This is a genomic window from Hazenella coriacea (assembly GCF_004341825.1).
Taxonomy (GTDB): Bacteria; Bacillota; Bacilli; order Thermoactinomycetales; family Thermoactinomycetaceae; genus Hazenella; species Hazenella coriacea.
Genome location: NZ_SMAG01000003.1, coordinates 158491 through 184950, shown reverse-complemented (window position 1 = coordinate 184950; position 26460 = coordinate 158491). Strand labels below are relative to the sequence as shown.

Here is a 26460-nt window from a genome sequence, read left to right as displayed (position 1 = left end):
AAAAGGATGAGCACTATTGCTTTCCATACATTAGGTTGTAAGGTGAACTCTTATGAAACTGAAGCGATTTGGCAATTATTTAAACAAGCAGGCTATGAAAAAGTAGAATTTGAACAAAAAGCAGATGTATATCTGATCAATACTTGTACAGTCACCAATACAGGGGATAAAAAAAGTAGACAAGTCATACGCCGGGCTATTCGTAAAAACCCTGACGCTGTGATCGTAGTAACTGGTTGTTATGCACAAACATCTCCAGCAGAAGTCGCCGCCATTCCTGGTGTTGATGTGGTAGTGGGTACACAAGGACGAGATCAATTGGTAGGTTATGTGGAGCAGTTCCGACGTGAGCGTCAACCGATCCAAGCAGTGGGTAACATCATGAAACAACGTGAATTTGAAGAGTTAGATGTACCCGCTTTCGCAGATCGTACGCGTGCTTCATTGAAAATTCAAGAGGGATGTAATAACTTCTGTACGTTTTGTATTATCCCTTGGGCCAAAGGGTTATCTCGCAGTCGTAAACCTGAAAATGTACTGACACAGGCTCGTCAGCTCGTTGAAGCGGGTTATAAAGAAATCGTACTTACAGGGATTCATACAGGTGGTTATGGAGATGACTTTGAGGATTATAAGCTGGCGGACCTTTTATGGGATCTCGACCAAGTGGAGGGCCTAAATCGGATTCGGATCAGTTCAATCGAAGCAAGTCAGATTGACGAACGAGTGATTGAAGTGCTCAATGCATCGGACAAAATGTGTCGACATCTTCACATCCCACTTCAAGCAGGGGATGATGCAGTACTCAAACGGATGCGCCGCAAATATACAGTGGCGGAGTACAAAGATACGATCTTACGTCTTCACGAAGCAATGCCTCATGTAGCGATTACCACAGATGTGATCGTAGGATTTCCAGGTGAAACCGATGAGCAGTTTGAAGCTGGTTATCGATTTATCGAAGAGTTGAATATGTATCAATTACATGTGTTCCCATACTCCAAACGAACAGGAACTCCAGCGGCACGGATGGATGACCAAATACCTGACGAAATCAAACACGAACGGGTACAACGGTTGATTGAGCTATCAAATCGTCTTACGTTTAACTATGCGGAAAAGTTTGTAGGGGAAGTGTTAGAAGTTATTCCAGAACGTCCTTATAAAGAAGATCCACAAAGCGGACTCTACATGGGATACTCTGATAATTATTTACAAGTTGTGTTCCCAGCAACCGAAGATCTAATCGGAAAAGTATGTCGTGTCCGTCTTGATCAAGCGGGTGTTGAGTATAATCATGGGACTTTTGTTCGGGTCGTCGATGATGTTCCTCGCCCTGCTACTGCATCTTAATTATGACAGGTTGTTAACTCATCGTAGTTAACAACCTGTTTAACTATGAGGAAATAGCTTTAATTAATCTAGGAAAATGTTTGAATCACTAAAAAAGTGTCATGAGTCTTGTTAGTTTGCTGGATGATATGCTATTATCTCTTGGCAAACTACATATAGAAAAAGGATGAGAACCAATGATAGAAATCTCAGCAGGTGGTCTCGTCTATCATAACCATGGTGGGCAATTAGAGGTTCTATTAATTGAAGATCGCTATGGTCGTTGGACGCTACCAAAAGGGAAAAGAGAGGCAGGGGAAACAGACGAGGAAAATGCCTTAAGAGAGATTAAAGAAGAGACGGGGATCGATGGTAAGATTATGGACCGATTGCATACGGTTCACTATCAGTATGACCATCCCCAACATGGTTTGGTGGAGAAACAAGTCACCTACTATCTTGTCGAGGCAATTAGTAATCAAGAAACCCCTCAATTAGAAGAAATCCAAGGCGTAACATGGTTGTCAGCTGAAGAAGCTTGGAAGCGGCAACAAGCGTATGGATACTTAAATAATCAATGGATTTTCCAACTGGCTTATCAACGTTTACTAATGAAAGGAATGTTATCTATGGACTTAAAGGTAATTGCCTCTATGATTGATCATACATTGCTTAAACCTGAGGCTACTAAAGAACAGATTCAAGTACTTTGCGAAGAGGCTAAAACTCATCAATTCGCTTCCGTTTGTGTAAATCCTTACTGGGTAAAAGAATCAGCTTCTCTACTAAAAGGAACAGAAGTAAAAGTTTGTACAGTTATAGGTTTCCCTTTAGGAGCCACCACCAAAGAAGTTAAGGCATTTGAAACTCGTGAAGCAATTCAACAAGGGGCGACTGAGATCGATATGGTCTTAAATATCGGAGCACTAAAGTCAGGCGATGTAGACCAAGTAAAAGAAGATATTGTTGCAGTTGTTGAAGCTGCCCAAGGGATGACGGTAAAAGTCATTTTAGAAACGGGATTACTAACCGATGATGAAATCGTTCAGGCTTGTGAGCTCTCCAAAGCAGCAGGAGCACATTTTGTCAAAACCTCCACAGGATTTGGACATGGAGGTGCAACGGTTGAAGCAGTTCAATTGATGAGAAAAACAGTAGGTGCGGATTTAGGTGTAAAAGCTTCAGGTGGTGTTCGAGATCATGCTACCGTTATACAAATGATTGAAGCAGGTGCAAACCGAATTGGAGCAAGTTCAGGAGTTGCGATTGTAACAGGTAAAGAGGGTAAAGAAGGTTATTAATGGTTCTATCTTTCAAATGATCAATGGCGGTTGATCACTTGAGCGTTCCATGCAGTAGTTCGATGAGGGACTAACCAAGTGATTCCATTGGCGAATGGTTTGACAAATGGGAGAACTAATAGAGAACAAATCACATTAAATAAGGTTTGGATATGGGCGATTTGGGATGCTGGATTATCTGAAAGTACTGGAGCCCACTCACTAATGATCGGAATTAAAGGAGCAAAAACGATTACTCCTGCTACGTTTAAAATAATATGACAAACAGCTACTTGTTTGGCGGCTATATTTGTTTGAAAAGTGGCCATTAAGCCTGTTACACAGGTACCGATATTACTACCAAATACAACAGCAATGGCAAAGGGTGATGTGATCAGTCCTGAAGCATAGAAACCCATCGTAATAGCAATACACGCACTACTACTATGAATCAGGGCAGTCAAAACGGCTCCGACTAAGATTCCCATCAAGATCGGATTTCCACCATTTTCAAGCAACCAGCTAATCCAGCCACGCTCTTTGAGTGGATATGCAATCCATTGCATGGTTTCCATACCAAGGAAGATGCAGCCAAATCCACCCACGACTAAACCAAGCTGAGAAAATTGCTTTAACGGTAGCAGACGGATGATTGCCCCTAAGACCATCATGGGAATGGCGAAATCCTCAATTTTGAGTGCCATAATCTCAGTTGTAACCGTTGTACCAATATTGGTTCCTAAGATAATCCCAACAGATTGAGTAAATGTAAGTAAACCTGCATTAACAAAGCTGATTGTTAATACAGTGACAGCACTACTACTTTGTAAAATAGCTGTTGAACCAATTCCAGTAAAAAAACTACGCAGGGGTGTCCGAGTAAACCGAAGCAAAACTTCCCTTAATCGGTCTTCCGCAAAACTTTCTAACCCCATTCGCATCAATTGTAGACCAAATAAAAAAATCATTAACCCTGTAGCAAAGGGAATGATTATATCTTTCATTTCCTCAAGCCCCCCTTGTCTGGTTAGTTATATATATGGGGGGAGAAGGACAGGCATGACCAAATAAGTTCTTTTCTACTTAGAATGATCATTATTAAAGAAACAAGGGGATGCTTGGTGAAAAAGGAAGTGTCTCCAGATGGGTGAGATCAGGTCGATAGGGCTGGGAAACGACAGGTACTGGGCGAGGACGTTCTTTCTTTTCGTGAAATTGTTGTGCTGGGTCAGGTTGGGGCTTTCCAATCACAAACCACGAACTGGAATCAGTCTCATTTGAAGAACCATGAAGAGAATTCACTTCTTCTTCAGAGTCATTCGGCAAAGAGTAGAGCTCTTCTTGAACAATTTGTCGAATCAAGGAGACTAATTCCTTTTCATCATTAAAAGTTATTTTGGACAAATGGTTTCACCTCTTTAAACGTTCATTAAAGTTTTTTTATAATATATGCACGAAGTAAATTCACGGTGTTACAGTTAAGGCGACTGAATTTTTGCTATAATAGGCTTGATATAAAGCGAAATCACTTTTGTAATCATCAAGAAAAATTCTTATTTATAGCAAATAGGAGGGATAACCATGGACAACTGTATCTTCTGCCAGATCGTAGAGGGAAAGATTCCCTCGGAAAAAGTATACGAAGATGATGATATCTTAGCATTTCGTGACTTGTATCCAGCCGCACCTGTTCATATCCTAGTGATTCCAAAAAAACATATTTCCTCCCTCTTGGAGTTACAAGAAGAAGATCAAGCTTTATCAGGGAAGATTCTACTTGGACTTCAAAAAGTGGCTCGTCAATTAGGTTTAGACGAAAAGGGTTTTCGGGTAGTTAATAATACAGGATCTGATGGTGGACAAACTGTCTTCCATATTCATTTTCATCTTCTTGGTGGTCGGGAGCTTCAATGGCCCCCAGGTTGATTTTGACAGCGTTGGTTTATCTGAGATATAATAAAAGTTGACTTATTTGGTCCCAACGTATGTTCAGGGGATCAGCTACCTGAACAAAGGAGTCTCCCAAGGACTCTAGCTGGGCATCGTTGGAATAATTTTATTTATCATTATGCAGGTGTTGTGGATGCTGACCGTCTCCTCAGGGGATAAGGCCGCTGCTTGCGTAAATGTGTGGGTCTTTTCCTTCAAGCATTGACCATTGTGCCCAAGTGGTCAAGCTGACCCGTGGAGGGAGGGAATAGCATGGTCGAAACACGCGTTCGGAAAAATGAATCGCTAGACACCGCATTGCGCCGGTTCAAGCGTTCCTGTGCCAAAGATGGAGTGCTTTCTGAAGTGCGGAAACGTGAGCGTTATGAAAAGCCGAGTATTCGTCGCAAGAAGAAATCCGAGGCGGCTCGTAAAAAGCGTCGCTAGAGAGGTGTCATCATTATGACTCTACTCGAAAAATTGATGGAAGATATGAAGACTGCGATGAAGAGTAAGCAACAGACTCGCCTCTCTGTCATTCGTATGCTTCGAGCTTCAGTCAAAAAAGAAGAAATTGATAAGCGTCGTGCGCTGAATGATGAAGAAGTCCTTGAAGTGATTATTCGTGAAATCAAACAGCGCAAGGACAGCATCACTCAATACGAAAAAGCTGGTCGTGAAGATTTAGCACAAAAAGAAAAAGAAGAATTGGCCATTCTTGAGATCTACCTCCCCGAACAACTATCTGAGCAAGAAGTTCGTTCTATGGTGGAGCAAGTTGTTCAAGAATTGGGTGCTACTTCGAAAGCTGATATGGGCAAAGTGATGGGAGCGATGATGCCGAAGGTAAAAGGTCGGGCAGATGGTCGTCTGATCAGTCGCTTGGTTCAAGAAGCTCTCAATTAAGCAGTGCGATGAATGTCGCGCTGCTTTTTTTTATTGTTTTTTTGGTGTTTACGATTCATGAGAAAATAATGAGCATATGACTATTTTGAAATAACTTCTAGTGTTCATAGTTTAAAGCCTCCTATTTCATACTAAGATGAAGGAGGTGATATATGTGGCTCGTAGTAATACCAATCGTCTGTTGGTGCCAGGTGCATCAGCTGTAGTTAATCAATTTAAAGAAGAAATCGCTGCTGAATTTGGGGTCAACCTAGGTTCTGATACCACATCTCGTGCCAATGGCTCCGTGGGTGGCGAAATTACCAAACGGCTAGTCGCTCAATCTCAACAACAAATTAAATCATAATCTTGATGCAAAACGCGGGATCCAGATGGAGCTCGCGTTTTTTGTCTACAAGATTTAAGTACAAATGTGTGAGACAGGAAGTTATAGCAAGCTTTTACCCATCATATTTAAAGTAGATTTCGCATACCTTTAGATGAGAATGAGGGCGTGGCATAGGAGGATGGAGGGGACCGATGCGCAAATGGGCTTCCGATTGGTTTGATTTACCACCTGATGTGACAAGTGAAGTCCCCCGCATTGAAATGATTGGTCCATACCGACTACAAATAGAAAATCATCAAGGAGTTGTACATTTCAGCCATCACGAAATGAAGGTAAAGGTATCGCAAGGCCAACTAGCAATCATGGGGGAACAGTTAAAAATTAAGGCGATCCATCCAGATGTGATATGGATTGAGGGAACGATTCATGAATTGAGATATATGAAATAAGGGGAGAGCGAGATTGCTGGGCATTTCATGGCCAAAATGGTTGAAAGGAAAAATAGATATTGAATGTAGAGGAAATCATCTGATTGATTTTATTAATCATGCTGTGAATAAGGGTATTCTCATGGAGAATATCTTTTGGGTGGACGAGCAACGGCTTCGGCTCACAGTTATTTTGTCAGATTTTTTTAGATTAGTAACTTTATTACGTCAACATCAAGGACGACTAAGGATTATAAAAAAGATTGGAGCTCCTTTTTGGATTGAACGGATCAAGAAACGTAAAGTTTTTGTCATTGGTAGTTTTTTATTTGTTATTTTACTATTTGTGATGTCCTCTCTGGTTTGGAATGTGGAAGTAGAAGGAACTGAAAACATTCCTGAACAACAAGTTCGTCAATTGTTATCAGAGCAAGGTGTTTTTACAGGGCAATTTAAAAGAAAACTTCCAGATCGGGAGCAGATTCAATATTATATTTTATCTAAATTGCCGCAGGCATCATGGATCGGCATGAGAGTTGAGGGGACACGGGTGATCGTCACTGTGGTTGAAAAAAAACAAGTAGATAAAGAAGATCTTCAATATGAGCCTCCAGGTCCTGTCGATCTAGTAGCCAATCGCGATGCACTTATTTATGATATGCGGATTCAACAAGGAAATCCAATCGTTGAAGTAAATGAAGTTGTGAAAAAAGGGCAAACACTTGTATCAGGAAAATATGGAGATCCTACACAACCTGATTCTGGTAAAATCGTGGGCGCGAAGGGAAAGGTATGGGGAGAAGTTTGGTATGTATCAGAAGTAGAAGTCCCGTTGCAACAAAAAAGGAAGGTTTATACAGGACAACGAAAGAAGACCAAGTACCCTTTAATACATACCTTAATCATTAAAAACCCCCTTTCCAATGATCAACCGTTTGTTCAATATGAGACTGAGCAGCGGATTAAAAGACTTCAAATCGCAGGGAAAGAACTACCTATAGGAGTTTTAGAAGAAGAGTATTTGGAAATGAATTGGGTTAATCAGCCTTTAACGCAGAAAGAAGCCATTCAGTTAGGAGTTGTTCGAGCTCGTGACGAATTAGTGAATCAATTAGGTAGAGATGGGCGAATTCTAGAGGAAAAAGTTTTGCACCAACGTGTAGACAATGGTAAAGTTTATTTGAAAGTACACTTTGATGCTGTAGAAAACATAGCGGTTCCTCAACCGATCTTGCAAGGAGAATGAACCATTGCCAACAAACGAAAAAACGGTAAAAATTCGTCTGCGCGACCAAGCGGAAGCACTCAGTTTGTTTGGACCTCATGACACTTTTTTAAAGCAGATCGAAACACATACGTCAGCCAAAATCCTTTCGAGAGGCGAAGAGCTGGTCATTATTGGCTCATTCAAAGAAGTAGATGCACTTGAACACCTATTTCAAGTTTTACTGAAATTGATCCGTAAAGGGATTACCTTAACGGAGCGTGACATTTTATATGCTCATCGGCTTGCTATGCAAGGACAAGCAGAAGAGTTATTAGACTTATTTCATGAAGTGATTGGAACGACACATAAGGGGAAACCAATCCGTGTACAATCACTAGGACAACGCCATTACATCACCGCGATCAAAAAAGCGGATATTGTTTTTGGAATTGGTCCAGCAGGAACAGGAAAAACCTTTTTGGCTGTCGTCATGGCAGTGACCGCTTTAAAATCGAATAAGGTTAAAAAGATTGTATTGACTCGTCCAGCTGTGGAAGCAGGAGAGAATTTGGGTTTTTTACCTGGTGATCTTCAAGAAAAAGTAGATCCATATCTACGTCCGTTATATGATGGACTATATACCATGTTGGGTACTGAACAAGTAACTAAAATGATGGAACGAGGCTTAATTGAGATTGCACCTCTTGCGTATATGCGGGGTCGCACCTTAGAAGATTCGTTTGTCATTTTAGACGAAGCTCAAAATACGACACCTGAACAAATGAAAATGTTTTTAACTCGCTTAGGATTTGGATCTAAGATGGTGGTTACGGGGGATGTGACCCAGATTGATCTACCTAGAGGAAAGAAATCCGGTTTGAGAGAAGCACAACGTATTTTATCACAAATTCCTGAGATCCGATTTGTATTTTTAGGTCAAGAAGATGTTGTTCGCCATACCTTGGTACAAAAAATCATTGATGCTTATGAAGATGAGGCGGCATCGGAGGATTAACTAACAAGGAGCAGGTTTGCATGTTGAAGGATAAGATCGAACCCTCATCGCCATGGTTGAAGCGATGGTTGGTGAAAGAGGATTGGAAATCAAGTATCCACATACAATTCTTTTTATACGCGATCTTTGGGATCGCGTTCTATTTATTACTTATCAATCATATCTTGCCCGAACAATACGATATTCAAGTAGGAACAGTTAGTAAGAATACGATTATTTCTCCCATTACCAAAGCAGATGATATCGCAACCCAAGAAGCTAAAGATCAAGCTGCAAAAATGGTTGAGTTGCAATATACAAAAGATGATACGATTACAAGTAAACAAATCGATCGGATCGACAATCTTTTTGCAGAGATTAGAAAAGTGATCACTGATCCCAATCTTAGCGAAAAGGATCAAAAGATAAGAGTAAATGAACTCTTTGCCGAAAATTATACAAATCAAACTTTTTCAGACGCTTTTTTAAAAAATTTAGTCAACGTCTCTCCCAAGCAATTGACCGAAATTCGTCTTCAAACCAGGGAAATTGTCACTGACATCTTGAACACGGGTGTAAGAAAATCTAATCTTGAAGAAAAAAGAGAACAAGTAGATCGCACTTTGCTTAATCGGTTACTAGACAACGAAAATGACCCTAAAGTCCGAAATAATGTAAGAGAAATTTCTAAGAAAAGTATTATTGTTAATGAAATCTATGATGAAGAAAAAACGAAACATCTTCAAGATGCTGCCAGAGAAGCTGTAAAAACGATTCCAATCAATAAAGGTCAGATCATTGTTTCAGTTGGAGAGCTTGTAACCAAAGACCAGTATCGTAAATTAGAACAATTGGGCTTATTAAAAAAAGAATCCAATATGCAAGTTTATTTTGGATTAGCGATTTTTGTTTTTCAGTTGATTGCAATGCTTTACTACTATATCAAGAGATTTCAAGTGAAATTATATAAAAACAATATGAACATGATTTTATTGTTCTCTGTGTTATTACTTACACTTGTAAGCATGAAGATGGTGGCAATTGGGCAAAATTTGGAATGGAGTACGATTGGCTATCTCGCACCGATTGGCTTAGGAGCGATGTTGATTACTTTGTTACTCAACATACAGCTATCACTAGTTTGTGTAGTCTTATTGTCGATCTCTACGAGTATCCTATTTAATGCAGACCAGCATCTACTATTTGATTTTCAATATGGATTAGTAGCATTGGTTAGTGGAGTTGCCAGTGCGTTTGGCTTGTCGGGGGCTAAAAAAAGGAGCTCAATCCTACTAGGTGGCTTAATCGCATCTGTAGCTAGTACGCTTGCCATTATTTCGATGTACTTGATTCTTCCCATCGAGGGTACGTGGAGAGATTTAGTAATGTCCATCTCATTTGGGATTGGGAGTGGAATTTTATCAGCAGTCCTCACCATTGGCTTTCTGCCTTATATTGAGACAGTCTTTGGTCTTTTGTCTCCACTTCGGTTATTAGAGTTAAGTAATCCCAATCATCCTCTGTTAAGAAAATTACTCATCGAAACTCCGGGAACATACCATCATTCTATCATTGTGGGCAATTTATCTGAGGCGGCTGCAGAGTCGATTGGTGCCGACGGGCTTTTAGCGAGAGTAGGAGCTTATTATCATGATCTTGGAAAAACAAAACGACCCCAATTCTTTATAGAAAATCAAATTCATCGAGATAACCCTCATGATAAAATATCCCCAAATCTCAGTAAAACGATTATTATTTCTCACCCGCGTGATGGGGTTGAGTTATTGAAGCAATATCGGATTCCTGTACCTTTGCAAGATATAGCTGCGCAACATCATGGAACGACTTTGCTCAAGTATTTTTACTACAAAGCACTAAATCAACAAAAGGATGGGGAGCGAATCGAAGAAGAAGATTACCGTTATCCAGGTCCTAAGGCACAGTTTAAAGAGGCAGCAATTGTAGGAATTTGCGATTGTGTAGAAGCTGCTGTGCGCTCTTTATCTCGACCCACCCCTTCAAGGATTCAAAACATGGTTAAAAAGATTATTCAAGATCGGTTAGAAGATGGACAATTTGATGAGTGTGATTTAACACTCAAAGAATTAGACTTAATTGCCCAATCGATCTGTGAGACATTGCAAGGAATTTTCCATAATCGTATTGAATATCCAGATGAACCAGCAGCTAAAAGGAGTTAAATAAGGATGAGTTATGTTCGAGTTGAACTACAAGTCGATCTAGAATTAACTGAAAAACAACAGCAAGCACTCCAGTGGATCGAAAAAGTTTTCACATCTGCATCACAGGTGGAACAGTTACCACCTGTTGAGGTTTCGGTAACGATTGTAGATAATGAGACGATCCATAACATGAATCAAGAGTATAGACAAGTAGATCGTCCCACTGATGTTTTATCTTTTCCACTTTGGGAACCCGATGAGGAGTGGATTGTTTCAGAGGAAGAACCTGAAGTTCCTTTAGGTGATATTGTCATCTCCTTGCCAAAAGCAGAGGAACAAGCAGCAGAATATGGACACTCCTTAGATCGAGAAATCGGCTTTCTTGCTACACACGGATTTTTACATTTACTCGGTTATGATCATGAGACCCCAGAAGAGGAAACAGAAATGTTTGCTAAACAGGAGGAGATTTTAAAGCAGACGGGTCTCCAAAGGTAGGTGCTCCCGTATGTGGATCGCTAAAGTAATACAGAGTTTTCGTTATGCTTTGGAAGGCTTAATTTATACTGTGGTTACCCAACGAAACATGCGGATCCACTTTATCGCAGCGTTGGGTGTCCTTCTCCTAAGTTTGTACCTCCCAGTAAGCAAGGTGGAGGTACTTATCTTATTTGTAACAATTATCATTGTGTTATTTGCTGAATTAATTAATACAGTAGTCGAAACGGTTGTGGATATGATCACTCAAGAGTATCATCCTTTGGCGAAAATCGCCAAAGATGTAGCGGCAGGTGCTGTTTTGTTAACTGCTGGATTGGCCGTGATGGTCGGGATCAGTATCTTTTATCCCTATATCGATGTGTTATTTAGGAGGTTCATGGACTATACTTCTTATCCGGCAAATATGGGTTTGGCAGCAATTATAGCATTCAATTTTATTCTTACTTTGATGATGAAAGGTTGGTATCATCAGCGAGGAAAAGAAGAGAAAGAGCCCAGTATGATTGTCTCTATCACTTTTTGCGTGGGGACATTAATTATTGCTGTGATTGGAAATTTATTTCTTACTTTGCTTGTCTTTATATTAATGGGAATGTTGGTAGCAACCAGATTTCGTTTACAGCCAAATGGATTTCCAATCCTATCAGGCGCTTTGATTGGTACCCTTGTCTCCGTTTTAGGAATGCAATTATTATAAGATGAGGATTCTAGGTATTTCAATGTTCTGTTCATAAACAAGTAAGTTAGAGTGAGGGAATAGTTAAATGGAGAAACTCATTGAAGCAGCCAAACAGGCGAGAGAACGAGCCTATGTGCCATACTCTCATTTTCCAGTTGGGGCAGCTCTTTTAACTCAACAAGGAACAATTATTCAAGGATGTAATATTGAAAACGCTTCTTTTGGTTTAACCAATTGTGCAGAGCGCACAGCAATTTTTAAAGCCATTTCAGATGGTCAACTTCAATTTGAGGGATTGGCAGTAGTGGCGGATACAGAGGGACCAGTCTCACCATGTGGTGCTTGTCGTCAAGTATTAGCAGAGTTTTGTCCACCTGATCTGAAAGTGTGGCTATCTAATCTCCAGGGAGAAGTGGCAGAAACTACAGTCGGAGAATTACTTCCAGGTGCTTTTACGAAGGAGGATTTACATGAGTAAAGATACATATAAATCAGGGTTTGTTGCTTTAATTGGACGTCCCAATGTAGGAAAATCTACGTTGATGAATTATGTTATTGGACAAAAAGTAGCGATCATGTCAGATAAACCCCAAACGACACGGAATCAGATTCGAGGCGTTTATACTGGTGAGCAAGGTCAGGTTATATTTTTAGATACTCCTGGAATTCATAAGCCGCATTCAAAGCTTGGAGAATGGTTAGTTAAGACAGCTCAAGATGCCCTAGAAGAAGTTGACTTAGTTCTATTTTTGATTGATGCGGAGGAAGGAATCGGACCTGGGGATCGTTTTATCATTCAACAATTGAAAAAGATTCAAACCCCTGTTTTTTTAGTTGTGAATAAGATTGATCAGGTTCATCCCGATGCTTTACTCCCTTTAATTGATCAATATCGTGCTCTTTATTCATTTAAAGAAGTGGTTCCAATCTCTGCGTTGCAAGGGAATAATACATCGACTTTACTTCAATTGATATTGAATGAACTTCCTGAAGGACCTCAGTATTATCCAGCGGATCAAGTTACTGACCATCCGGAATACTTTATTGTAGGTGAGTTAATTCGGGAGAAAGTTCTACAATTAACAAGAGAAGAGATTCCCCATTCGGTCGCTGTTGTGGTTGAAGAGATGAAAAAAAGAGAAGATCGGGATTTGATCGATATTCGTGCAACTATTTTTACCGAGCGGACTTCTCAAAAAGGAATCTTAATCGGAAAAAAAGGTGCCCTTTTAAAAGAAGTAGGTCAGCGAGCTCGAGAAGAGATGGAGCGTCTCTTAGGTTCAAAGATCTTTTTAGATCTATGGGTGAAAGTGAAAAAGGATTGGCGAAATGAAGCGATGATGTTAAAACAATTTGGCTATCGGGATGAGAAGTAAAAAGAAATAAATGTTAATTTTTCCATCTCATACTCCTCTTTGACTAGGGTCATCCTATAAGTTGTAACCACGACATCAGCTGAAAGGATGATGCTAGTTGCGTAATTTTGTTTGGAGTTGCTTCCAAGTAACTGGCAGTATCGAGGCTTATCTGTTGTATAAAGAATGTGAAGCCATTTCAAGACATGAATGCAATTCTGAGCATCAGGATGTCAAAGAGGAGGAATCACTACAATAAGGAAGGACGAATATGTTAAAAAAAGTAGAGGGAATCGTCCTCAAGACTAAAGATTATGGTGAGAGTCATCAGATTGTGATTATTTTTTCCGAAACCTTAGGGAAAGTCGCTTTTATGGCACGCGGCTCCAAAAAGACTCGCAGTCGTTTTGGAGCAGTGACGGAACCCTTTTCACAAGCACTTTTCGTCTTTTTTATGGGGAGCGGAATGGCAACACTTTCACAAGCAGATCTTATTCATTCTCATCATCAAATTCGTTCTGATCTTTTGCTTACAGCTTATGGGGCTTATTGGTTGGATATAATGGATAAAGTCACAGAGGAAAAAGAATCCCATCCTTCTCTATACCATTTTCTCGTTTCCGCCTTGCAACTGTTGGAACAGGGAACAGACCCTGAAATTTTGACACGTATCGTGGAGTTGAGAGTGATGGATCATGCAGGATTTCGTCCTGTTTTACATCAGTGTGTTCAATGTCAATCGACTTCCCGTCCTGTTCGTTTTAGCATTCGCCAGGGCGGTTTTTTGTGTAAAAACTGCGTTGAGATAGATCCACAATCGTTTCCAGTGACAGAGGCTGTGGCTAAGATATTTCCTTTGCTACACGCGATTAACATCCAACGCTTGGGTGAAGTAAACGTGAAAACAGAAACAAACAGACAGCTCGAAAAAATGATTCAGGCATTTATGGACGAATACTTATCGATCCCATTTAAGTCAAGAAGTATCTTAAAACAGATTCAAAAGAGTTGGGATACTTAATCTTGACTTTTCGAATAGGGTTTGCTATACCTGAAAGTATGATGAAACCCATGGAGCATGATGAGAGAAGAAGGAGTCAAACAAGAACTGTGTGTTAGCGAATCAGGGATGGTGCGAGCCTGATCACAGTGTTTGATGAATGGCGCTTCTTGAGTGCGACAAGGGTTAGCAAAGCGGGTTAACAATGGAGTTAACCAAATAGGGTGGAACCGCGGGAACAAAGCCTCTCGTCCCTATGATTGTTGGTGATTTTTCGCCAGCATCATGGTGACGAGTGGCTTTTACTTTTTTATGGAGGTGGATTCGGTGAATTTACAACAAATGATTTGGAAGTTACAAGAATATTGGGCGAGCCAAGGTTGTATTTTAGTTCAGCCTTATGATGTAGAAAAAGGTGCCGGTACGATGAATCCTATGACTTTTTTACGTTCATTAGGTCCCGAACCTTGGAAAGTTGCATATGTGGAGCCATCACGCCGTCCTGCTGATGGTCGGTATGGAGAAAATCCTAATCGACTCTATCAACACCATCAATTTCAAGTGATTTTGAAACCTTCCCCTGACAACATTCAGGATTTATATTTAGATAGCCTTCAGGTATTAGGAATCAATCCCCTTGAACATGACATCCGCTTTGTAGAGGACAATTGGGAAAACCCTACCTTTGGTGCTGCAGGCTTAGGTTGGGAGGTTTGGTTGGATGGGATGGAAGTGACCCAATTCACTTATTTTCAACAAGTGGGAAGTTTAGATGTCGATCCAGTGTCAGTTGAATTAACGTATGGGCTTGAACGGTTAGCCTCATATATTCAGGAAAAAGAAAATGTCTTTGAGCTTGAATGGGTTGAACATGTAAAATATGGTGATGTTTTTCTACAGCCTGAATATGAACATTCCAAATATACATTTGAGTTGTCTAATACAAGCTTACTCTTCCAACTTTTTGATGAGTATGAAAAAGAAGCAGGGCGAGCTCTTGATGAACATTTGGTTTTTCCTGCTTATGATTATGTGTTGAAATGCTCTCACACTTTTAACTTATTGGAAGCACGGGGAGCGATTAGTGTGACTGAACGGACTGGCTATATCGCTCGTGTTAGAAATTTAGCACGCCGAATGGCTAAAATATTTGTCGAGGAAAGAGAAAAGCTAGGCTTCCCACTACTAAAAAAAGAAGGGAGCATGAATCATGAGTAAAAAAGATTTTCTATTAGAAATGGGCTGTGAGGAGATTCCAGCTCGTTTCGTTACGGATGCAATCCAACAATTAGCAAGCAAAATAGAAGAATGGTTGATCCATGAGCGGATCGAATATGGAGAGATTCGTACATTTGCGACACCAAGGCGTTTAACCGTGTTCGTGCAAGATGTAGCTGATCACCAAGCCGACTTTGAGGATGAAGTAAAAGGACCAGCAGCTCGGATTGCCAAAACAGCAGATGGAGATTGGAGTAAGGCAGCAGAAGGGTTTGCTCGAAAACAAGGGGTATCTACTGAACAACTGGTGTTAAAAGAGTTAAAGGGTGTGCAGTATGTATTTGCGAAAATTCATCAACCAGGGGCCAAAACAGTAGACCAATTGAATAAAGAAATCCACAAAGTTTTTCAAGGATTACATTTCCCTAAAACCATGCGTTGGGGAACTAACAAAACTCGCTTTATTCGCCCTGTTCGCTGGATCGTTTGTCTATATGGTAAAGAAGTGCTTCCTGTTGAGTGGGCAGGCGTGACCGCTGGTAATCTCTCAAAAGGACATCGCTTTCTTGGTAGTGATGTGATGATCCCTGAGCCGTCCAAATATATAGAGATCATGCGTGAACAGTTTGTGATTGCAGATGCTACTGAGCGAAGAGAATTGATTTTAAACCAGTTAAAAGAATTGGAACAAGAAAACCATTGGTCGATTCCTGTCGATGAGGAATTGTTGGAAGAGATTACGTATTTAGTCGAATATCCAACAGCTCTTAGTGGAAGCTTTGAAAAAGAATATTTATTGTTGCCAAAGTCTGTATTGATCACCACAATGAAAGAGCACCAACGTTATTTTTCAGTCGAAAATGAGCAAGGTGAGCTTCTCCCATACTTTGTCACTGTTCGAAACGGAAACGATCATGGCTTAGAATTGGTTGCGAAAGGAAATGAAAAAGTACTTAGAGCACGTTTGGCAGATGCGCGCTTCTTTTTTGAAGAAGATCTTAAATTACCGATTCAAGATGCTGTGGAGAAATTAGATTCGATTGTTTTCCAAGAGGAGTTGGGTTCCATTGGTGATCGTTCTCGTCGAGTACAGAAGCTAGCGATGATGATTGCACAACAAGTAGGTTTGGATGAGGAGAATCTTACGCATCTTCAACGGGCTGCGGAGATTAACAAGTTTAGTTTAGCGACACAGATTGTAAATGAATTTCCAGAGTTAGAGGGAATTATGGGGCAAATCTATGCGTTACACGCTAAAGAAGCCTCTCAGGTGGCCAATGCCATTTTAGAATATCAATATCCTCGGATCCATGGGGACGAGATTCCAAAGAGTATGATTGGTTCTGTTCTTTCGATTGCCGATAAGATGGACTCCATCACATCTAGTTTTGGAATTGGAATTCAGCCTACAGGTTCCCAAGATCCATATGGATTACGTCGTCGTGCAGCTGCAATTGTACAAGTTTTACTACAAGAGAATCGTTTTACGCTTAGTCTCTCTGACTTAATCCAACATTCCCTAAATCAGTTGGAATCAGATGGATTACTTAAAGAAGAGAGAGAAACCGTGGAAAACGATCTGGAGCATTTCTTTGCTCTTCGGATCAAGGCTGTGTTACAGGAAGAGCAGATTCGTTATGATGTGATCGATGCAGTGTTAGCAGCTGGGATTAATCATCCTGTATCGATCTTAGAAAAGGCGAAAGTACTGATGGGACAGCTTGAACGAGAAGCATTTAAACATGAAGTGGAAGGGTTTACCCGTACAGCCAACTTAGCCGAGAAAGCAAGTGAAGTAGAACTATCTCCATCAGGATTGTTGGAACCTAGTGAACAAAGCCTTTATAAATCTTATCAAGAAGCAAAGACAGACTATCTTGTTGCCTTTGAACAGCAAAACTCAGCCGCTATGTATCAAGCATTAGTACACATGGTTCCAGAAATTCACTCTTTCTTTGATCATGTGATGGTAATGGTTGAAGATGAACAAGTGAGACAAAATCGACTCGCTTTATTAAAAGAAATTACGAACTTAGTGAAGCGATTTGCTTCCTTTGAACATTTGGTTTTTCCTTCTTAAAAACAGGTGAGAATCAGTTTGAGTTTGTACCTTGCAAAGAAGAGGAGAAGTCTGCTCCACTCTTTGATTCTGGGAGGAGGAAAAAGGCATAGAAGTCTCTCAAAGAAGAGTTGCCTCGTCTTTGCCTTCATCGAATAGAATTTACTTATAAAATTTATAGATGGGGAAAAATGAAAAATGTTTTCTTATTTTATTGATGATGAACTTTCGCTCGTTTTGCTACAGAAAAAAGATGCACCTGTAATATACCAACTCATCGACAAGAATCGTTCCCATCTTCGTGAATGGTTACCATGGGTAGATTCGACAAAGTCAGTGGAAGATTCGGTTACAGTTATTCAGATGTGGCTACAGAGCTTTGCGAATGAAGATGGTTTTTCCACAGGGATTAGTTACAAGGGTGAGATTGTTGGAATTATTGGCTTCCATAAGATTTGTCAACGAAATCGCTCAAGCTCAATCGGTTATTGGCTATCCAAGGATGCTCAAGGAAAAGGAATCATGACAAGGGCATGTCGTGCACTGATTGAGATCGGCTTTCGGGAATATGATCTACACCGTATTGAGATTCGTTGTGGAGAAGAGAATCATAAAAGTAGGTTGATTCCGGAGCGTCTAGGGTTTAAGCAAGAAGGTATAATCAAGGATGGCGAATGGCTTTACAATCGATTTCATAACCTTGTCATCTACGGTTTAACTAAAGATCAATATCAAGCAATTGACTCCAAATAGCTCACTTGATTCGTGAGCTATTTTTTGTTGGATATTTATTGATTCGCATCCAATGATTTTTCAATGATACTTTTGTAACATTTCTGAAACTGAATGGTGATAGGCTTCGTAGGAGTTTAATCATTTATTGTCATAAAATCATAAGAAACATTCATTAAAAATATAATTATCCACATTATTCACATGTTATCCACAGCTTGTGAATAAGTGATTTATAAAATTAAATGAATCCGTCTATTTAGTTGAATTTTATGGAAAGGACAGAAAAAGGAGAAGTCCTTTTTAAAAGCAAAGTCGTTCTACTATATTAGAAATAAAAGGGAAAATTTATCATGTAATCTCCAAAATGATCCTTTCATTAAAAACTTAGAGTGGAAAGATCTGCGATAAATATTATATACTATATATGAAAAATGCGCTAAAAAGTATGTCATATTTAAATGCTGTTCTACTACATATAGGAGGTGCAGCAAGATCGAGCTATCGAAGCGCCAAGAAAAGATCCTTGAGATTGTGAAAGCTGAGGGACCGATTACTGGAGAACAGATTGCTGAAAAACTCCAATTAACGCGTGCAACTCTACGTCCAGATTTAGCCATACTAACCATGGCGGGATTTTTGGATGCCCGACCTCGTGTAGGCTATTTTTACTCAGGGAAAACTGCAAATCAGTTACTAGGTGAACATGTCCGCAACTTATACGTCAAAGATTATAAATCGTTACCCATTGTCGTGAAAGAAGAGTCATCGGTTTATGATGCGATTTGTACCATGTTTTTGGAAGATGTGGGTTCTCTTTATGTTACGAAGAATGAAGGGCAACTCGCTGGTGTTATCTCTAGAAAAGATTTGTTACAAGTGACTATGGGAAAGCAAGATTTAACCACTGTTCCAGTGGGAGTTATCATGTCTCGCATGCCTAATATCGTCACTTGTCTACCTGAGGATACGTTATACCATGCCGCAGTACAAATGATGAGGCATCAGGTGGACTCTTTGCCTGTAGTTCGCCCCTTTCATAACCACCCCAATGAGTTAGAAGTGATGGGTCGTATCAGTAAAACAACATTGGTGAGAGCATTTGTTGAACTAGGACAATCAGTTGAAGTGTAAGGGGAGGAGTGAATGATACCTATGAAAGATTTTCATCCGATTGTATATGTGGTATCTGATTCAGTAGGTGAAACGGCAGAGTTTGTAGTGCGAGCAGCATCGAGTCAGTTTAATGGGGAAAATATTGAAGTGCGCCGGATCCCTTATGTCATGGACCGTGATACGATCGTTGAAACGGTACAAGCTGCCAAAGAAGAAAATGCTTTGATTGTATTCACTTTAGTTGTGCCTGAATTACAGAGATTAATCAAAAAGGAAGCGAATCTGAAAGGGGTTCCTTATGTAGATATTATGGGCCCCATGATTGATGGTTTAGCTGGTTTATTTCAAAAAGACCCACGATATGAACCAGGTTTACTTCACAAATTGGATGATGACTACTTCAAAAAGGTGGAGGCCATTGAGTTCGCGGTTAAGTATGACGATGGTCGAGATCCTAGGGGATTACTAAGTGCAGATGTGGTTCTGATTGGTGTTTCACGCACATCCAAGACCCCTCTTTCCATGTATTTAGCACATAAGCGATTAAAGGTGGCTAATGTACCACTAGTGCCTGAAGTGGATCCACCAGATGAATTATACTTAATTCCGGCCAGTAAGTGTGTGGGATTGACGATTGATCCGAATCAATTAAATAACATTCGTCGTGAACGTCTGAAATCACTGGGGCTATTATCGGGAGCCAACTATGCAAATTTAGAGCGAATTCTTGAAGAGCTAGAGTATGCAGAAAAAGTGATTCGTCGTGTTGGTTGTCCGTTGATTGACGTTTCCAATAAAGCAGTAGAAGAAACTGCCAATATTATCTTAGATATGTTCAAAAAAGGAGGAAACATGGTATGACCAACAAAAAAATGGTCTATTTGTTTCGGGAAGGTCGCGCTGACATGAGAAAGCTTCTGGGAGGTAAAGGGGCAAATTTAGCAGAAATGACGAATGTGAATTTACCTGTTCCTCCTGGCTTTACCATCTCCACAGAAGCATGTAAGGACTTTTATGATTCGAGGGAAAGCTTATCCACCGAATTAATGGAACAAGTAGGCTCAGCAATCAAACAATTGGAAAAAGAATCGGGAAAAGTTTTGGGGGATGTGAAAAATCCCTTGCTCGTCTCAGTTCGTTCAGGCTCTGTTTTTTCTATGCCTGGGATGATGGATACGATTCTTAATCTGGGATTAAATGATCAAACCACAGAGGGATTAAAAGAGCTAACACAAAATCCACGTTTTGCGTATGATTGTTATCGACGCTTTATTCAAATGTTTGGTGATGTCGTACTTGGAGTAGATCATTATCACTTTGAAATGATTATTAACCAATGTAAGGAGAATAAAGGTGTTTCGCAAGATACAGAGTTAACAGCGGAAGATTGGAAATGGGTAATCAAGGAATTTAAAAGATTAATCGCTAAACGGACCGATACAGAATTTCCTCAAGATCCTAATATGCAACTCAAACAAGCGATTACGGCTGTCTTTAAATCTTGGAACAATCAGCGTGCGAAGATATATCGTAAAATCCACCAAATTCCTGATGATCTGGGTACCGCTGTGAATATCCAATTAATGGTTTTTGGTAATATGGGAAATGACTCTGGAACAGGGGTAGCTTTTACAAGAAATCCTTCAACTGGTGAGAATGAGTTGTATGGTGAGTTCTTGATCAATGCCCAAGGAGAAGATGTTGTGGCTGGTGTCAGAACTCCACAAGAAATTCATCAACTTCGATTAGAGATGCCAGAAATTTATAAGCAGTTTCAAGAGATTAGTGAGCAACTGGAACAACATTATAAAGATATGCAGGATATCGAGTTTACAGTTGAAAGAGGACGGTTATATATATTACAGACACGTGCGGGTAAACGGACAGCACAGGCAGCTGTGAAAATTGCTGTTAGTTTAGTGCGTGAAGGAATTATTGATCAGCATCAAGCACTATTACGGATTGATCCAGATCAATTGGATCAAATGCTACACAGACGCCTAGATCCAGAGGCGCAATTAGATGTGATTGCTAAAGGACTTCCAGCTTCACCAGGAGCTGCTTCAGGTCAAATCGTTTTTGATGCAGATGATGCCGAAAAGAAAGCAAATCATGGAGAAGCAGTAATCCTTGTCCGTCCAGAAACCACACCTGAAGATATCCATGGAATTTTAGCTGCACAAGGGATTTTAACCAGTCGTGGTGGAATGACCAGTCATGCGGCAGTTGTTGCTAGAGGCATGGGAAAAGCTTGTGTCTGTGGATGTGAACAGTTAAAAATAGATCTTCGTCAAAAAGAGGTTTATGTGGGTGATTTGAAACTAAGTGAGGGAGACCTTCTTTCCATTGATGGTAGTACAGGTAAAGTAATGAAAGGGGAAGTGCCACTGATTGATCCTGAGTTATCGGATGAATTTAAAGAGCTCCTCAGTTGGGCGGATGAGGTTCGTACCTTACAGGTTCGTGCGAATGCTGATAACCCCAATGATTCTTCTAAAGCGCGAGAGTTAGGGGCAGAAGGAATTGGATTATGTCGCACCGAACACATGTTTATGGAACCGACTCGTATTCCGATTGTGCAACAGATGATTCTTGCCGAAACTTTAGAAGAGAGAACAGAGGCACTACAAAAGTTATTACCTGTTCAGCAAAATGATTTCAAAGAGATTTTTGATGTGATGGCTGGGCTCCCAGTGAATATTCGTTTGTTAGATCCTCCATTGCATGAGTTTCTACCCAACATGGAAGAGTTATTGGTGGAAATAACCAAAATGCAAATGGATCCTCAAGCAGATCATAGAGAGTTGCTCCGCAAAGAAGCTTTGCTTCGTAAAGTTCGTTCTCTACATGAATTTAATCCGATGTTGGGGCATCGAGGTTGCCGCTTAGGTATGATTTATCCAGAGATTTATGAAATGCAAGTGGAAGCGATTCTGTTAGCAGCTACTGAGTGTGTCCAAAAAGGGAGTCCAGTAGAACCAGAAATCATGATTCCATTAGTGGGACATGTAAATGAATTAAAACAAATGAGAGCATTGGTTTTCCAGGTAGCAGAACGAGTTCAAAAACAAACAGGTGTTACCGTTTCATTTACTGTAGGAACCATGATCGAGGTACCACGTGCTGCACTTACGGCACAAGAAATTGCTAATGAAGCTGATTTCTTTTCATTTGGAACGAATGACTTAACACAAACAACTTTTGGTTATAGTCGGGATGATGCAGAAGGTAAATTTTTACACTCCTATATTGATCAGAAAATCCTCCCGGAAAACCCCTTTATTGTGATGGATCAAGAGGGTGTGGGTGAATTGGTTCGGATCGGAGTAGAGCGGGGGCGTAAAACGAAGCCAAATTTGAAAACAGGTATCTGTGGCGAACATGGTGGTGAAAAGAGATCCATCCAATTTTGTCATGAAGCGGGGCTTAACTATGTCAGTTGTTCACCATTCCGCGTTCCATTGGCACGATTATCCGCAGCACAAGCAGTCATCCGGTCTTCAAAGGACGAAGAAATCGATCGGTAATCTAGAAGTTTAGATAACGTTCCCCATAGTGGTACTGAGAGCAATTATTTGTGGTATAATTCATGATGGCGTGCGAAGACACTTAAATCTAACCACTTGAAGCATAGAACATGCTTCAAGTGGTAGGAATGACATTGATCAGCAACTTGCTATTATTTTAATGGTGATGTTTTTCGCAGAAATTCCCTTGCCCGGATGCTTCCGGGTATTTTTTTATGAAAAGGATTCTAAGATAAGTAATAGAACAGATCATCTTATTTATGAGTGATTTCAAAAGCCAATTTATTTTGAGGTTTTGTCCTCACTTCAGAATAAACCTCCAGCCAGTATAAAGATTTAAAAAACATAAATCGACAATTGATGAGTCGATCTAGTCTTTTAAATACTAAAAAAAGGTTGCAGAAGGAGAACCTATTTTTATGTAGAATAGGAGGATAGAGAATTTTTATAAAGGTCAATTTGAGATTTAAAGAAAACATTACCAGTAACAAAGAAAAGAATTTCTGGAGGACTTTGGCGAATGATGGCGAATAGATAGATGTTGTTCTGGAAAATAAACATTTCCGGATGTGCAAAATTCGGGTGGGATAGAAAGCAGTGGTTTTCATGGGAGTAAGAATCCCCGAAGAAGTGATTGACCGCGTACGTAAACACTTCGATATCGTAGATATTGTTCAATCTTATGTACAGTTAAAAAAAAGCGGTAGAAATTACTTTGGTTTATGCCCCTTTCATTCTGAGAGAACTCCTTCTTTTTCTGTTTCGCCAGATAAGCAAATCTTTCATTGTTTTGGCTGTGGAGTGGGTGGTGACACCATCAAGTTTATGATGGAGATCGAACAACTCACCTTTGTTGAAGCAGTGCAATACTTAGCCGAACGAGCAGGAATCCCTCTTCCCGAAATAGACTCATCTTTAGATCATCATGAAGAGGAAGAACGTCGGCAGTTAAGAAATGCCTTGAAATTAGCTTCCCAACTTTACCACCATATCCTTTTAAATACTAAACATGGAGATGTTGCTCGGAAATATTTGGCAAATCGTCAAATTTCTCGACAGACAATTGAAGAATTCCAACTAGGATATGCACCTCCTTCTTATGAGTTCCTCCTTTCATTTCTACTTCGTAGAGGCTTTCAAGAAGATATTCTTGTAAAAGCTGGGTTAGTCGCTTTAAAGGATACCCCATCGCAGCATAGATGTTTTGACCGTTTTCGCAACAGGCTGATGTTTCCTTTGCACGACTCTCAAGGAAGAGTGATAGGTTTTGCTGGAAGATTACTTGGTGAAGGACGTCCTAAATACCTTAATACTCCTGAAACAGTACTTTTTCATAAAGGGACTCATTTATTTAACTTACATCGAGCACGAACTTTTATTCGAAAAGAAGACCAAGCGATTCTTTTTGAAGGTTATATGGATGTCATTTCAGCATGGCAATCAGGGATCTATCAGGTTGTAGCAACTCAAGGCACTTCGCTCACTGATGATCAAGCAAAGGTGATCAGACGAAATGCTGAATCGGCTATTATTTGTTATGATGCTGACCTAGCAGGACAGAATGCGGCAGCTCGAGGTTTGGAGATATTACGCCAACATGGGTTAACGATCAAAGTTGCACAAGTTCCTTTAGGTAAAGATCCAGATGAGTATATCCGAGAATTTGGGGGAAATGCATTTAAAGAGGAAATTTTAGCTGGGACTTTATCATTAACCGCTTTTAAACTGGAAAGTCTAAAAAAGAACTATCAATTACAAGATGAAGATCAACGTCTACAGTATTTACATGAAGCGATTCATGTGATCACTGATTTACCTATGGCAATCGAACAAGACCATTATTTACGTAAGTTGGCTGAAGAATTTTCCTTGTCACTGGATGCAATTAAAGAAGAGCAACGAAAAGTGCGAAAGAAGAAAAATAGGGAAAAGAATAGGGATAAAGAACAAGCCAAGTGGAATAATGGGTACCGTGAGCATAGCAAACACATGCTCGGCTTACGGAAAATGTCAATGGCTGAGAAATCAGAGATGTATTTAGTTGCTTATATGATGCGAAGCAAATATATTACTCAATGGGCGAAAAAGCATGTAGGCGCTGAATTTCACATGGAAGTATACGCGGCCTTAGCTGCATATCTATATGCTTATTACGAACAAGATGTTCCCGATGATGTGGGAAGGTTTATTAGTACTCTTAAAGATCCATCGTTAATCCCGAAAGCTAGTGAATTGGCGATGTTGGACCTACCAGAAGAGGTATCAGAGGACGCCTTGAATGACTATGCTTGGCATATCCAAAGTTATCCTGTACTTAAAGAGATTGAGAAAAAAGAGAAAATGGTTGAACAATTAACGAGAGCTGATGAACATGTTAAAGCCGCCCAGCTATCTATTGAAATTAACCAGCTGAGAAAACAACTACAGATGCGGACATAAAAACGGTTCATCAGAAAGGAGGAAACATACTTTGGCGAACGAACAAAACTTAGATACTGAGTTGGAACTCTCTTTAGATCAAGTGAAGGATCGGCTTACTGAAGTTGGTAAAAAATCAGGAGCTCTTACTTATAAAGTAATCATGGATAAATTAGCTCCATATGAGCAAGACTCCCAACAGATCGATGAGTTTTTTGAACAACTAACAGAGCAAGGTATTGAAGTTCTAAATGAAGATAATGATGGGTTTTCTGAAGAAGATGATGATCACAGTGATAAATATATGGGGGAAGATCACAGTGATAAATATATGGAGGAAGATCTCAGTGTTCCTCCGGGGGTTAAAATCAACGATCCTGTTCGTATGTATCTAAAAGAGATTGGACGTGTCCCCTTATTATCAGCTGAAGAAGAAGTTGAATTGGCCATAAGAATTGAAGAACATGACGAAGAAGCAAAGAAGAGACTGGCTGAAGCCAACTTAAGACTCGTTGTGAGTATCGCAAAAAGATACGTAGGTCGTGGAATGCTCTTTTTGGATTTAATTCAAGAGGGGAACATGGGGCTACTCAAAGCAGTAGAAAAGTTTGACTATCGTAAAGGGTTTAAGTTCAGTACTTATGCAACATGGTGGATTCGGCAAGCTATTACCCGTGCAATTGCAGACCAAGCCCGAACCATTCGGATTCCCGTACACATGGTGGAAACCATTAATAAGTTGATTCGTGTATCTCGACAACTACTTCAAGAGTTAGGAAGAGAACCTTCTCCAGAAGAGATTGCAATCGAGATGGCACTTACTCCCGAAAAAGTACGTGAGATTATGAAGATTGCACAAGAACCTGTCTCCTTAGAGACCCCGATTGGGGAGGAAGACGACTCTCATCTTGGCGATTTTATTCCTGATGACGATGCTCAAGCCCCAGCAGATGCTGCCGCCTATGAGCTTCTTAAAGAGCAATTAAAAGATGTTCTGGACACATTGTCAGAGCGGGAAGAAAACGTACTACGCTTACGTTTTGGCTTGGATGATGGACGAACACGTACTCTTGAGGAAGTAGGAAAAGTATTTGGTGTAACTCGTGAGCGGATCCGGCAAATTGAAGCTAAAGCACTTCGGAAGTTACGGCATCCAAGTCGAAGCAAGCGGTTAAAAGATTTCCTTGAATAACATACTTTTTATGATAGCACCTCAACGTGGGGTGCTTTTTTTTATTGACTCAATTTTATCCCTTTTCCCATCTCAA

26 protein-coding genes and 1 pseudogene are annotated in these 26460 nt (G+C 40.2%); 25 read left to right on the top strand and 2 right to left on the bottom strand.

From position 1 onward, the window contains the following. Positions 1 to 6: 6 nt before the first annotated feature. The 3 genes and pseudogenes from mtaB (at position 7) to deoC (ending at position 2633) form a co-directional block, all read left to right on the top strand. Positions 7 to 1353 (top strand): tRNA (N(6)-L-threonylcarbamoyladenosine(37)-C(2))-methylthiotransferase MtaB, encoded by a 1347-nt coding sequence (gene mtaB, locus EDD58_RS07065; RefSeq protein WP_131924158.1) that lies wholly within the window; start codon positions 7 to 9, stop codon positions 1351 to 1353. A gap of 176 nt (positions 1354 to 1529) precedes the next feature. Next, positions 1530 to 1868 (top strand): annotated as a pseudogene (locus EDD58_RS15115) (NUDIX hydrolase); the annotation flags it as partial. A 93-nt stretch (positions 1869 to 1961) separates the two neighbouring features. After that, positions 1962 to 2633, top strand: coding sequence for a deoxyribose-phosphate aldolase (gene deoC, locus EDD58_RS15110; RefSeq protein WP_243648686.1), 672 nt, complete (start codon positions 1962 to 1964; stop codon positions 2631 to 2633). Between the two features lie 20 nt (positions 2634 to 2653). On the opposite strand, the gene EDD58_RS07055 is transcribed toward deoC, so the two are convergent. Further along, positions 2654 to 3616 carry a Na/Pi cotransporter family protein gene (locus tag EDD58_RS07055; RefSeq protein WP_131924156.1) on the bottom strand — a complete coding sequence of 321 codons (963 nt, stop codon included), beginning with the start codon at positions 3614 to 3616 and terminating at the stop codon, positions 2654 to 2656. Positions 3617 to 3710: 94 nt separating this feature from the next. Beyond that, positions 3711 to 4016 (bottom strand): hypothetical protein, encoded by a 306-nt coding sequence (locus EDD58_RS07050; RefSeq protein WP_131924155.1) that lies wholly within the window; start codon positions 4014 to 4016, stop codon positions 3711 to 3713. A gap of 177 nt (positions 4017 to 4193) precedes the next feature. Here EDD58_RS07050 and EDD58_RS07045 point away from each other — a divergent pair, with 177 nt between their 5' ends. The 22 genes from EDD58_RS07045 (at position 4194) to rpoD (ending at position 26384) form a co-directional block, all read left to right on the top strand. Continuing rightward, entirely contained in the window at positions 4194 to 4538 is a 345-nt protein-coding gene (locus tag EDD58_RS07045; RefSeq protein ID WP_131924154.1) for a histidine triad nucleotide-binding protein, read from the top strand. 276 nt (positions 4539 to 4814) lie between these two features. Next, positions 4815 to 4988 (top strand): 30S ribosomal protein S21, encoded by a 174-nt coding sequence (gene rpsU, locus EDD58_RS07040; protein ID WP_131924153.1) that lies wholly within the window; start codon positions 4815 to 4817, stop codon positions 4986 to 4988. Positions 4989 to 5003: 15 nt separating this feature from the next. Further along, positions 5004 to 5447: a GatB/YqeY domain-containing protein gene (locus EDD58_RS07035; protein WP_131924152.1), complete on the top strand. Its 444-nt coding sequence runs from the start codon at positions 5004 to 5006 to the stop codon at positions 5445 to 5447. Positions 5448 to 5601: 154 nt separating this feature from the next. Beyond that, entirely contained in the window at positions 5602 to 5793 is a 192-nt protein-coding gene (locus EDD58_RS07030; protein WP_131924151.1) for an alpha/beta-type small acid-soluble spore protein, read from the top strand. 173 nt (positions 5794 to 5966) lie between these two features. Then, positions 5967 to 6224: a sporulation protein YqfC gene (gene yqfC / locus EDD58_RS07025; protein ID WP_131924150.1), complete on the top strand. Its 258-nt coding sequence runs from the start codon at positions 5967 to 5969 to the stop codon at positions 6222 to 6224. A gap of 13 nt (positions 6225 to 6237) precedes the next feature. Then, positions 6238 to 7449, top strand: coding sequence for a sporulation protein YqfD (gene yqfD / locus EDD58_RS07020; protein ID WP_131924149.1), 1212 nt, complete (start codon positions 6238 to 6240; stop codon positions 7447 to 7449). 4 nt (positions 7450 to 7453) lie between these two features. Next, entirely contained in the window at positions 7454 to 8425 is a 972-nt protein-coding gene (locus EDD58_RS07015) for a PhoH family protein (RefSeq protein ID WP_131924148.1), read from the top strand. A 20-nt stretch (positions 8426 to 8445) separates the two neighbouring features. Continuing rightward, positions 8446 to 10605, top strand: coding sequence for an HD family phosphohydrolase (locus EDD58_RS07010; protein ID WP_131924147.1), 2160 nt, complete (start codon positions 8446 to 8448; stop codon positions 10603 to 10605). 6 nt (positions 10606 to 10611) lie between these two features. Then, positions 10612 to 11085, top strand: coding sequence for an rRNA maturation RNase YbeY (gene ybeY, locus EDD58_RS07005; RefSeq protein WP_131924146.1), 474 nt, complete (start codon positions 10612 to 10614; stop codon positions 11083 to 11085). Between the two features lie 10 nt (positions 11086 to 11095). Continuing rightward, positions 11096 to 11785, top strand: a complete 690-nt coding sequence (locus EDD58_RS07000; RefSeq protein WP_131924145.1) for a diacylglycerol kinase — start codon at positions 11096 to 11098, stop codon at positions 11783 to 11785. 67 nt (positions 11786 to 11852) lie between these two features. Further along, positions 11853 to 12245, top strand: coding sequence for a cytidine deaminase (locus EDD58_RS06995; RefSeq protein ID WP_131924144.1), 393 nt, complete (start codon positions 11853 to 11855; stop codon positions 12243 to 12245). Continuing rightward, the gene (gene era / locus EDD58_RS06990) at positions 12238 to 13143 is read left to right on the top strand and encodes a GTPase Era (RefSeq protein WP_131924143.1); all 906 of its coding nucleotides are present in this window, start codon (positions 12238 to 12240) and stop codon (positions 13141 to 13143) included. The genes EDD58_RS06995 and era overlap by 8 nt, the downstream gene beginning before the upstream one ends. Before the next feature lie 97 nt (positions 13144 to 13240). Then, positions 13241 to 13381: a YqzL family protein gene (locus tag EDD58_RS06985; RefSeq protein ID WP_131924142.1), complete on the top strand. Its 141-nt coding sequence runs from the start codon at positions 13241 to 13243 to the stop codon at positions 13379 to 13381. A gap of 12 nt (positions 13382 to 13393) precedes the next feature. Continuing rightward, complete coding sequence (recO, locus tag EDD58_RS06980) at positions 13394 to 14143, top strand: DNA repair protein RecO (protein WP_131924141.1); 750 nt, start codon at positions 13394 to 13396, stop codon at positions 14141 to 14143. A 306-nt stretch (positions 14144 to 14449) separates the two neighbouring features. After that, a complete protein-coding gene (gene glyQ / locus EDD58_RS06975; protein ID WP_131924140.1) occupies positions 14450 to 15340 on the top strand; it encodes a glycine--tRNA ligase subunit alpha in 891 nt (296 codons plus the stop codon). Further along, positions 15333 to 17420 (top strand): glycine--tRNA ligase subunit beta, encoded by a 2088-nt coding sequence (gene glyS, locus EDD58_RS06970; RefSeq protein WP_131924139.1) that lies wholly within the window; start codon positions 15333 to 15335, stop codon positions 17418 to 17420. The genes glyQ and glyS overlap by 8 nt, the downstream gene beginning before the upstream one ends. A 177-nt stretch (positions 17421 to 17597) precedes the next feature. After that, entirely contained in the window at positions 17598 to 18152 is a 555-nt protein-coding gene (locus tag EDD58_RS06965; protein WP_131924138.1) for a GNAT family N-acetyltransferase, read from the top strand. Positions 18153 to 18626: 474 nt separating this feature from the next. Then, positions 18627 to 19265, top strand: coding sequence for a transcriptional regulator CcpN (gene ccpN / locus EDD58_RS06960; protein WP_131924137.1), 639 nt, complete (start codon positions 18627 to 18629; stop codon positions 19263 to 19265). A 21-nt stretch (positions 19266 to 19286) separates the two neighbouring features. Further along, the gene (locus EDD58_RS06955) at positions 19287 to 20108 is read left to right on the top strand and encodes a pyruvate, water dikinase regulatory protein (protein ID WP_207903281.1); all 822 of its coding nucleotides are present in this window, start codon (positions 19287 to 19289) and stop codon (positions 20106 to 20108) included. Next, entirely contained in the window at positions 20105 to 22774 is a 2670-nt protein-coding gene (ppdK, locus tag EDD58_RS06950) for a pyruvate, phosphate dikinase (protein WP_131924135.1), read from the top strand. Before EDD58_RS06955 ends, ppdK begins: the two co-directional genes overlap by 4 nt. Positions 22775 to 23380: 606 nt before the next feature. Beyond that, positions 23381 to 25213, top strand: coding sequence for a DNA primase (gene dnaG, locus EDD58_RS06945; RefSeq protein ID WP_131924134.1), 1833 nt, complete (start codon positions 23381 to 23383; stop codon positions 25211 to 25213). 31 nt (positions 25214 to 25244) lie between these two features. Beyond that, entirely contained in the window at positions 25245 to 26384 is a 1140-nt protein-coding gene (gene rpoD / locus EDD58_RS06940) for an RNA polymerase sigma factor RpoD (protein WP_131924133.1), read from the top strand. The last annotated feature ends 76 nt before the right edge of the window (positions 26385 to 26460 follow it).

Coding starts and splice junctions, on each gene's coding strand:
- EDD58_RS07045 (WP_131924154.1), top strand. CDS start 4,194: ATGGACAACTGTATCTTCTGCCAGATCGTAGAGGGAAAGATTCCCTCG.
- EDD58_RS06965 (WP_131924138.1), top strand. CDS start 17,598: ATGTTTTCTTATTTTATTGATGATGAACTTTCGCTCGTTTTGCTACAG.
- glyS (WP_131924139.1), top strand. CDS start 15,333: ATGAGTAAAAAAGATTTTCTATTAGAAATGGGCTGTGAGGAGATTCCA.
- ybeY (WP_131924146.1), top strand. CDS start 10,612: ATGAGTTATGTTCGAGTTGAACTACAAGTCGATCTAGAATTAACTGAA.
- EDD58_RS06995 (WP_131924144.1), top strand. CDS start 11,853: ATGGAGAAACTCATTGAAGCAGCCAAACAGGCGAGAGAACGAGCCTAT.
- era (WP_131924143.1), top strand. CDS start 12,238: ATGAGTAAAGATACATATAAATCAGGGTTTGTTGCTTTAATTGGACGT.
- recO (WP_131924141.1), top strand. CDS start 13,394: ATGTTAAAAAAAGTAGAGGGAATCGTCCTCAAGACTAAAGATTATGGT.
- ppdK (WP_131924135.1), top strand. CDS start 20,105: ATGACCAACAAAAAAATGGTCTATTTGTTTCGGGAAGGTCGCGCTGAC.
- EDD58_RS07000 (WP_131924145.1), top strand. CDS start 11,096: ATGTGGATCGCTAAAGTAATACAGAGTTTTCGTTATGCTTTGGAAGGC.
- EDD58_RS06955 (WP_207903281.1), top strand. CDS start 19,287: ATGAAAGATTTTCATCCGATTGTATATGTGGTATCTGATTCAGTAGGT.
- EDD58_RS07035 (WP_131924152.1), top strand. CDS start 5,004: ATGACTCTACTCGAAAAATTGATGGAAGATATGAAGACTGCGATGAAG.
- mtaB (WP_131924158.1), top strand. CDS start 7: ATGAGCACTATTGCTTTCCATACATTAGGTTGTAAGGTGAACTCTTAT.
- dnaG (WP_131924134.1), top strand. CDS start 23,381: ATGGGAGTAAGAATCCCCGAAGAAGTGATTGACCGCGTACGTAAACAC.
- EDD58_RS07055 (WP_131924156.1), bottom strand. CDS start 3,616: ATGAAAGATATAATCATTCCCTTTGCTACAGGGTTAATGATTTTTTTA.
- deoC (WP_243648686.1), top strand. CDS start 1,962: ATGGACTTAAAGGTAATTGCCTCTATGATTGATCATACATTGCTTAAA.
- rpsU (WP_131924153.1), top strand. CDS start 4,815: ATGGTCGAAACACGCGTTCGGAAAAATGAATCGCTAGACACCGCATTG.
- EDD58_RS07010 (WP_131924147.1), top strand. CDS start 8,446: ATGTTGAAGGATAAGATCGAACCCTCATCGCCATGGTTGAAGCGATGG.
- yqfC (WP_131924150.1), top strand. CDS start 5,967: ATGCGCAAATGGGCTTCCGATTGGTTTGATTTACCACCTGATGTGACA.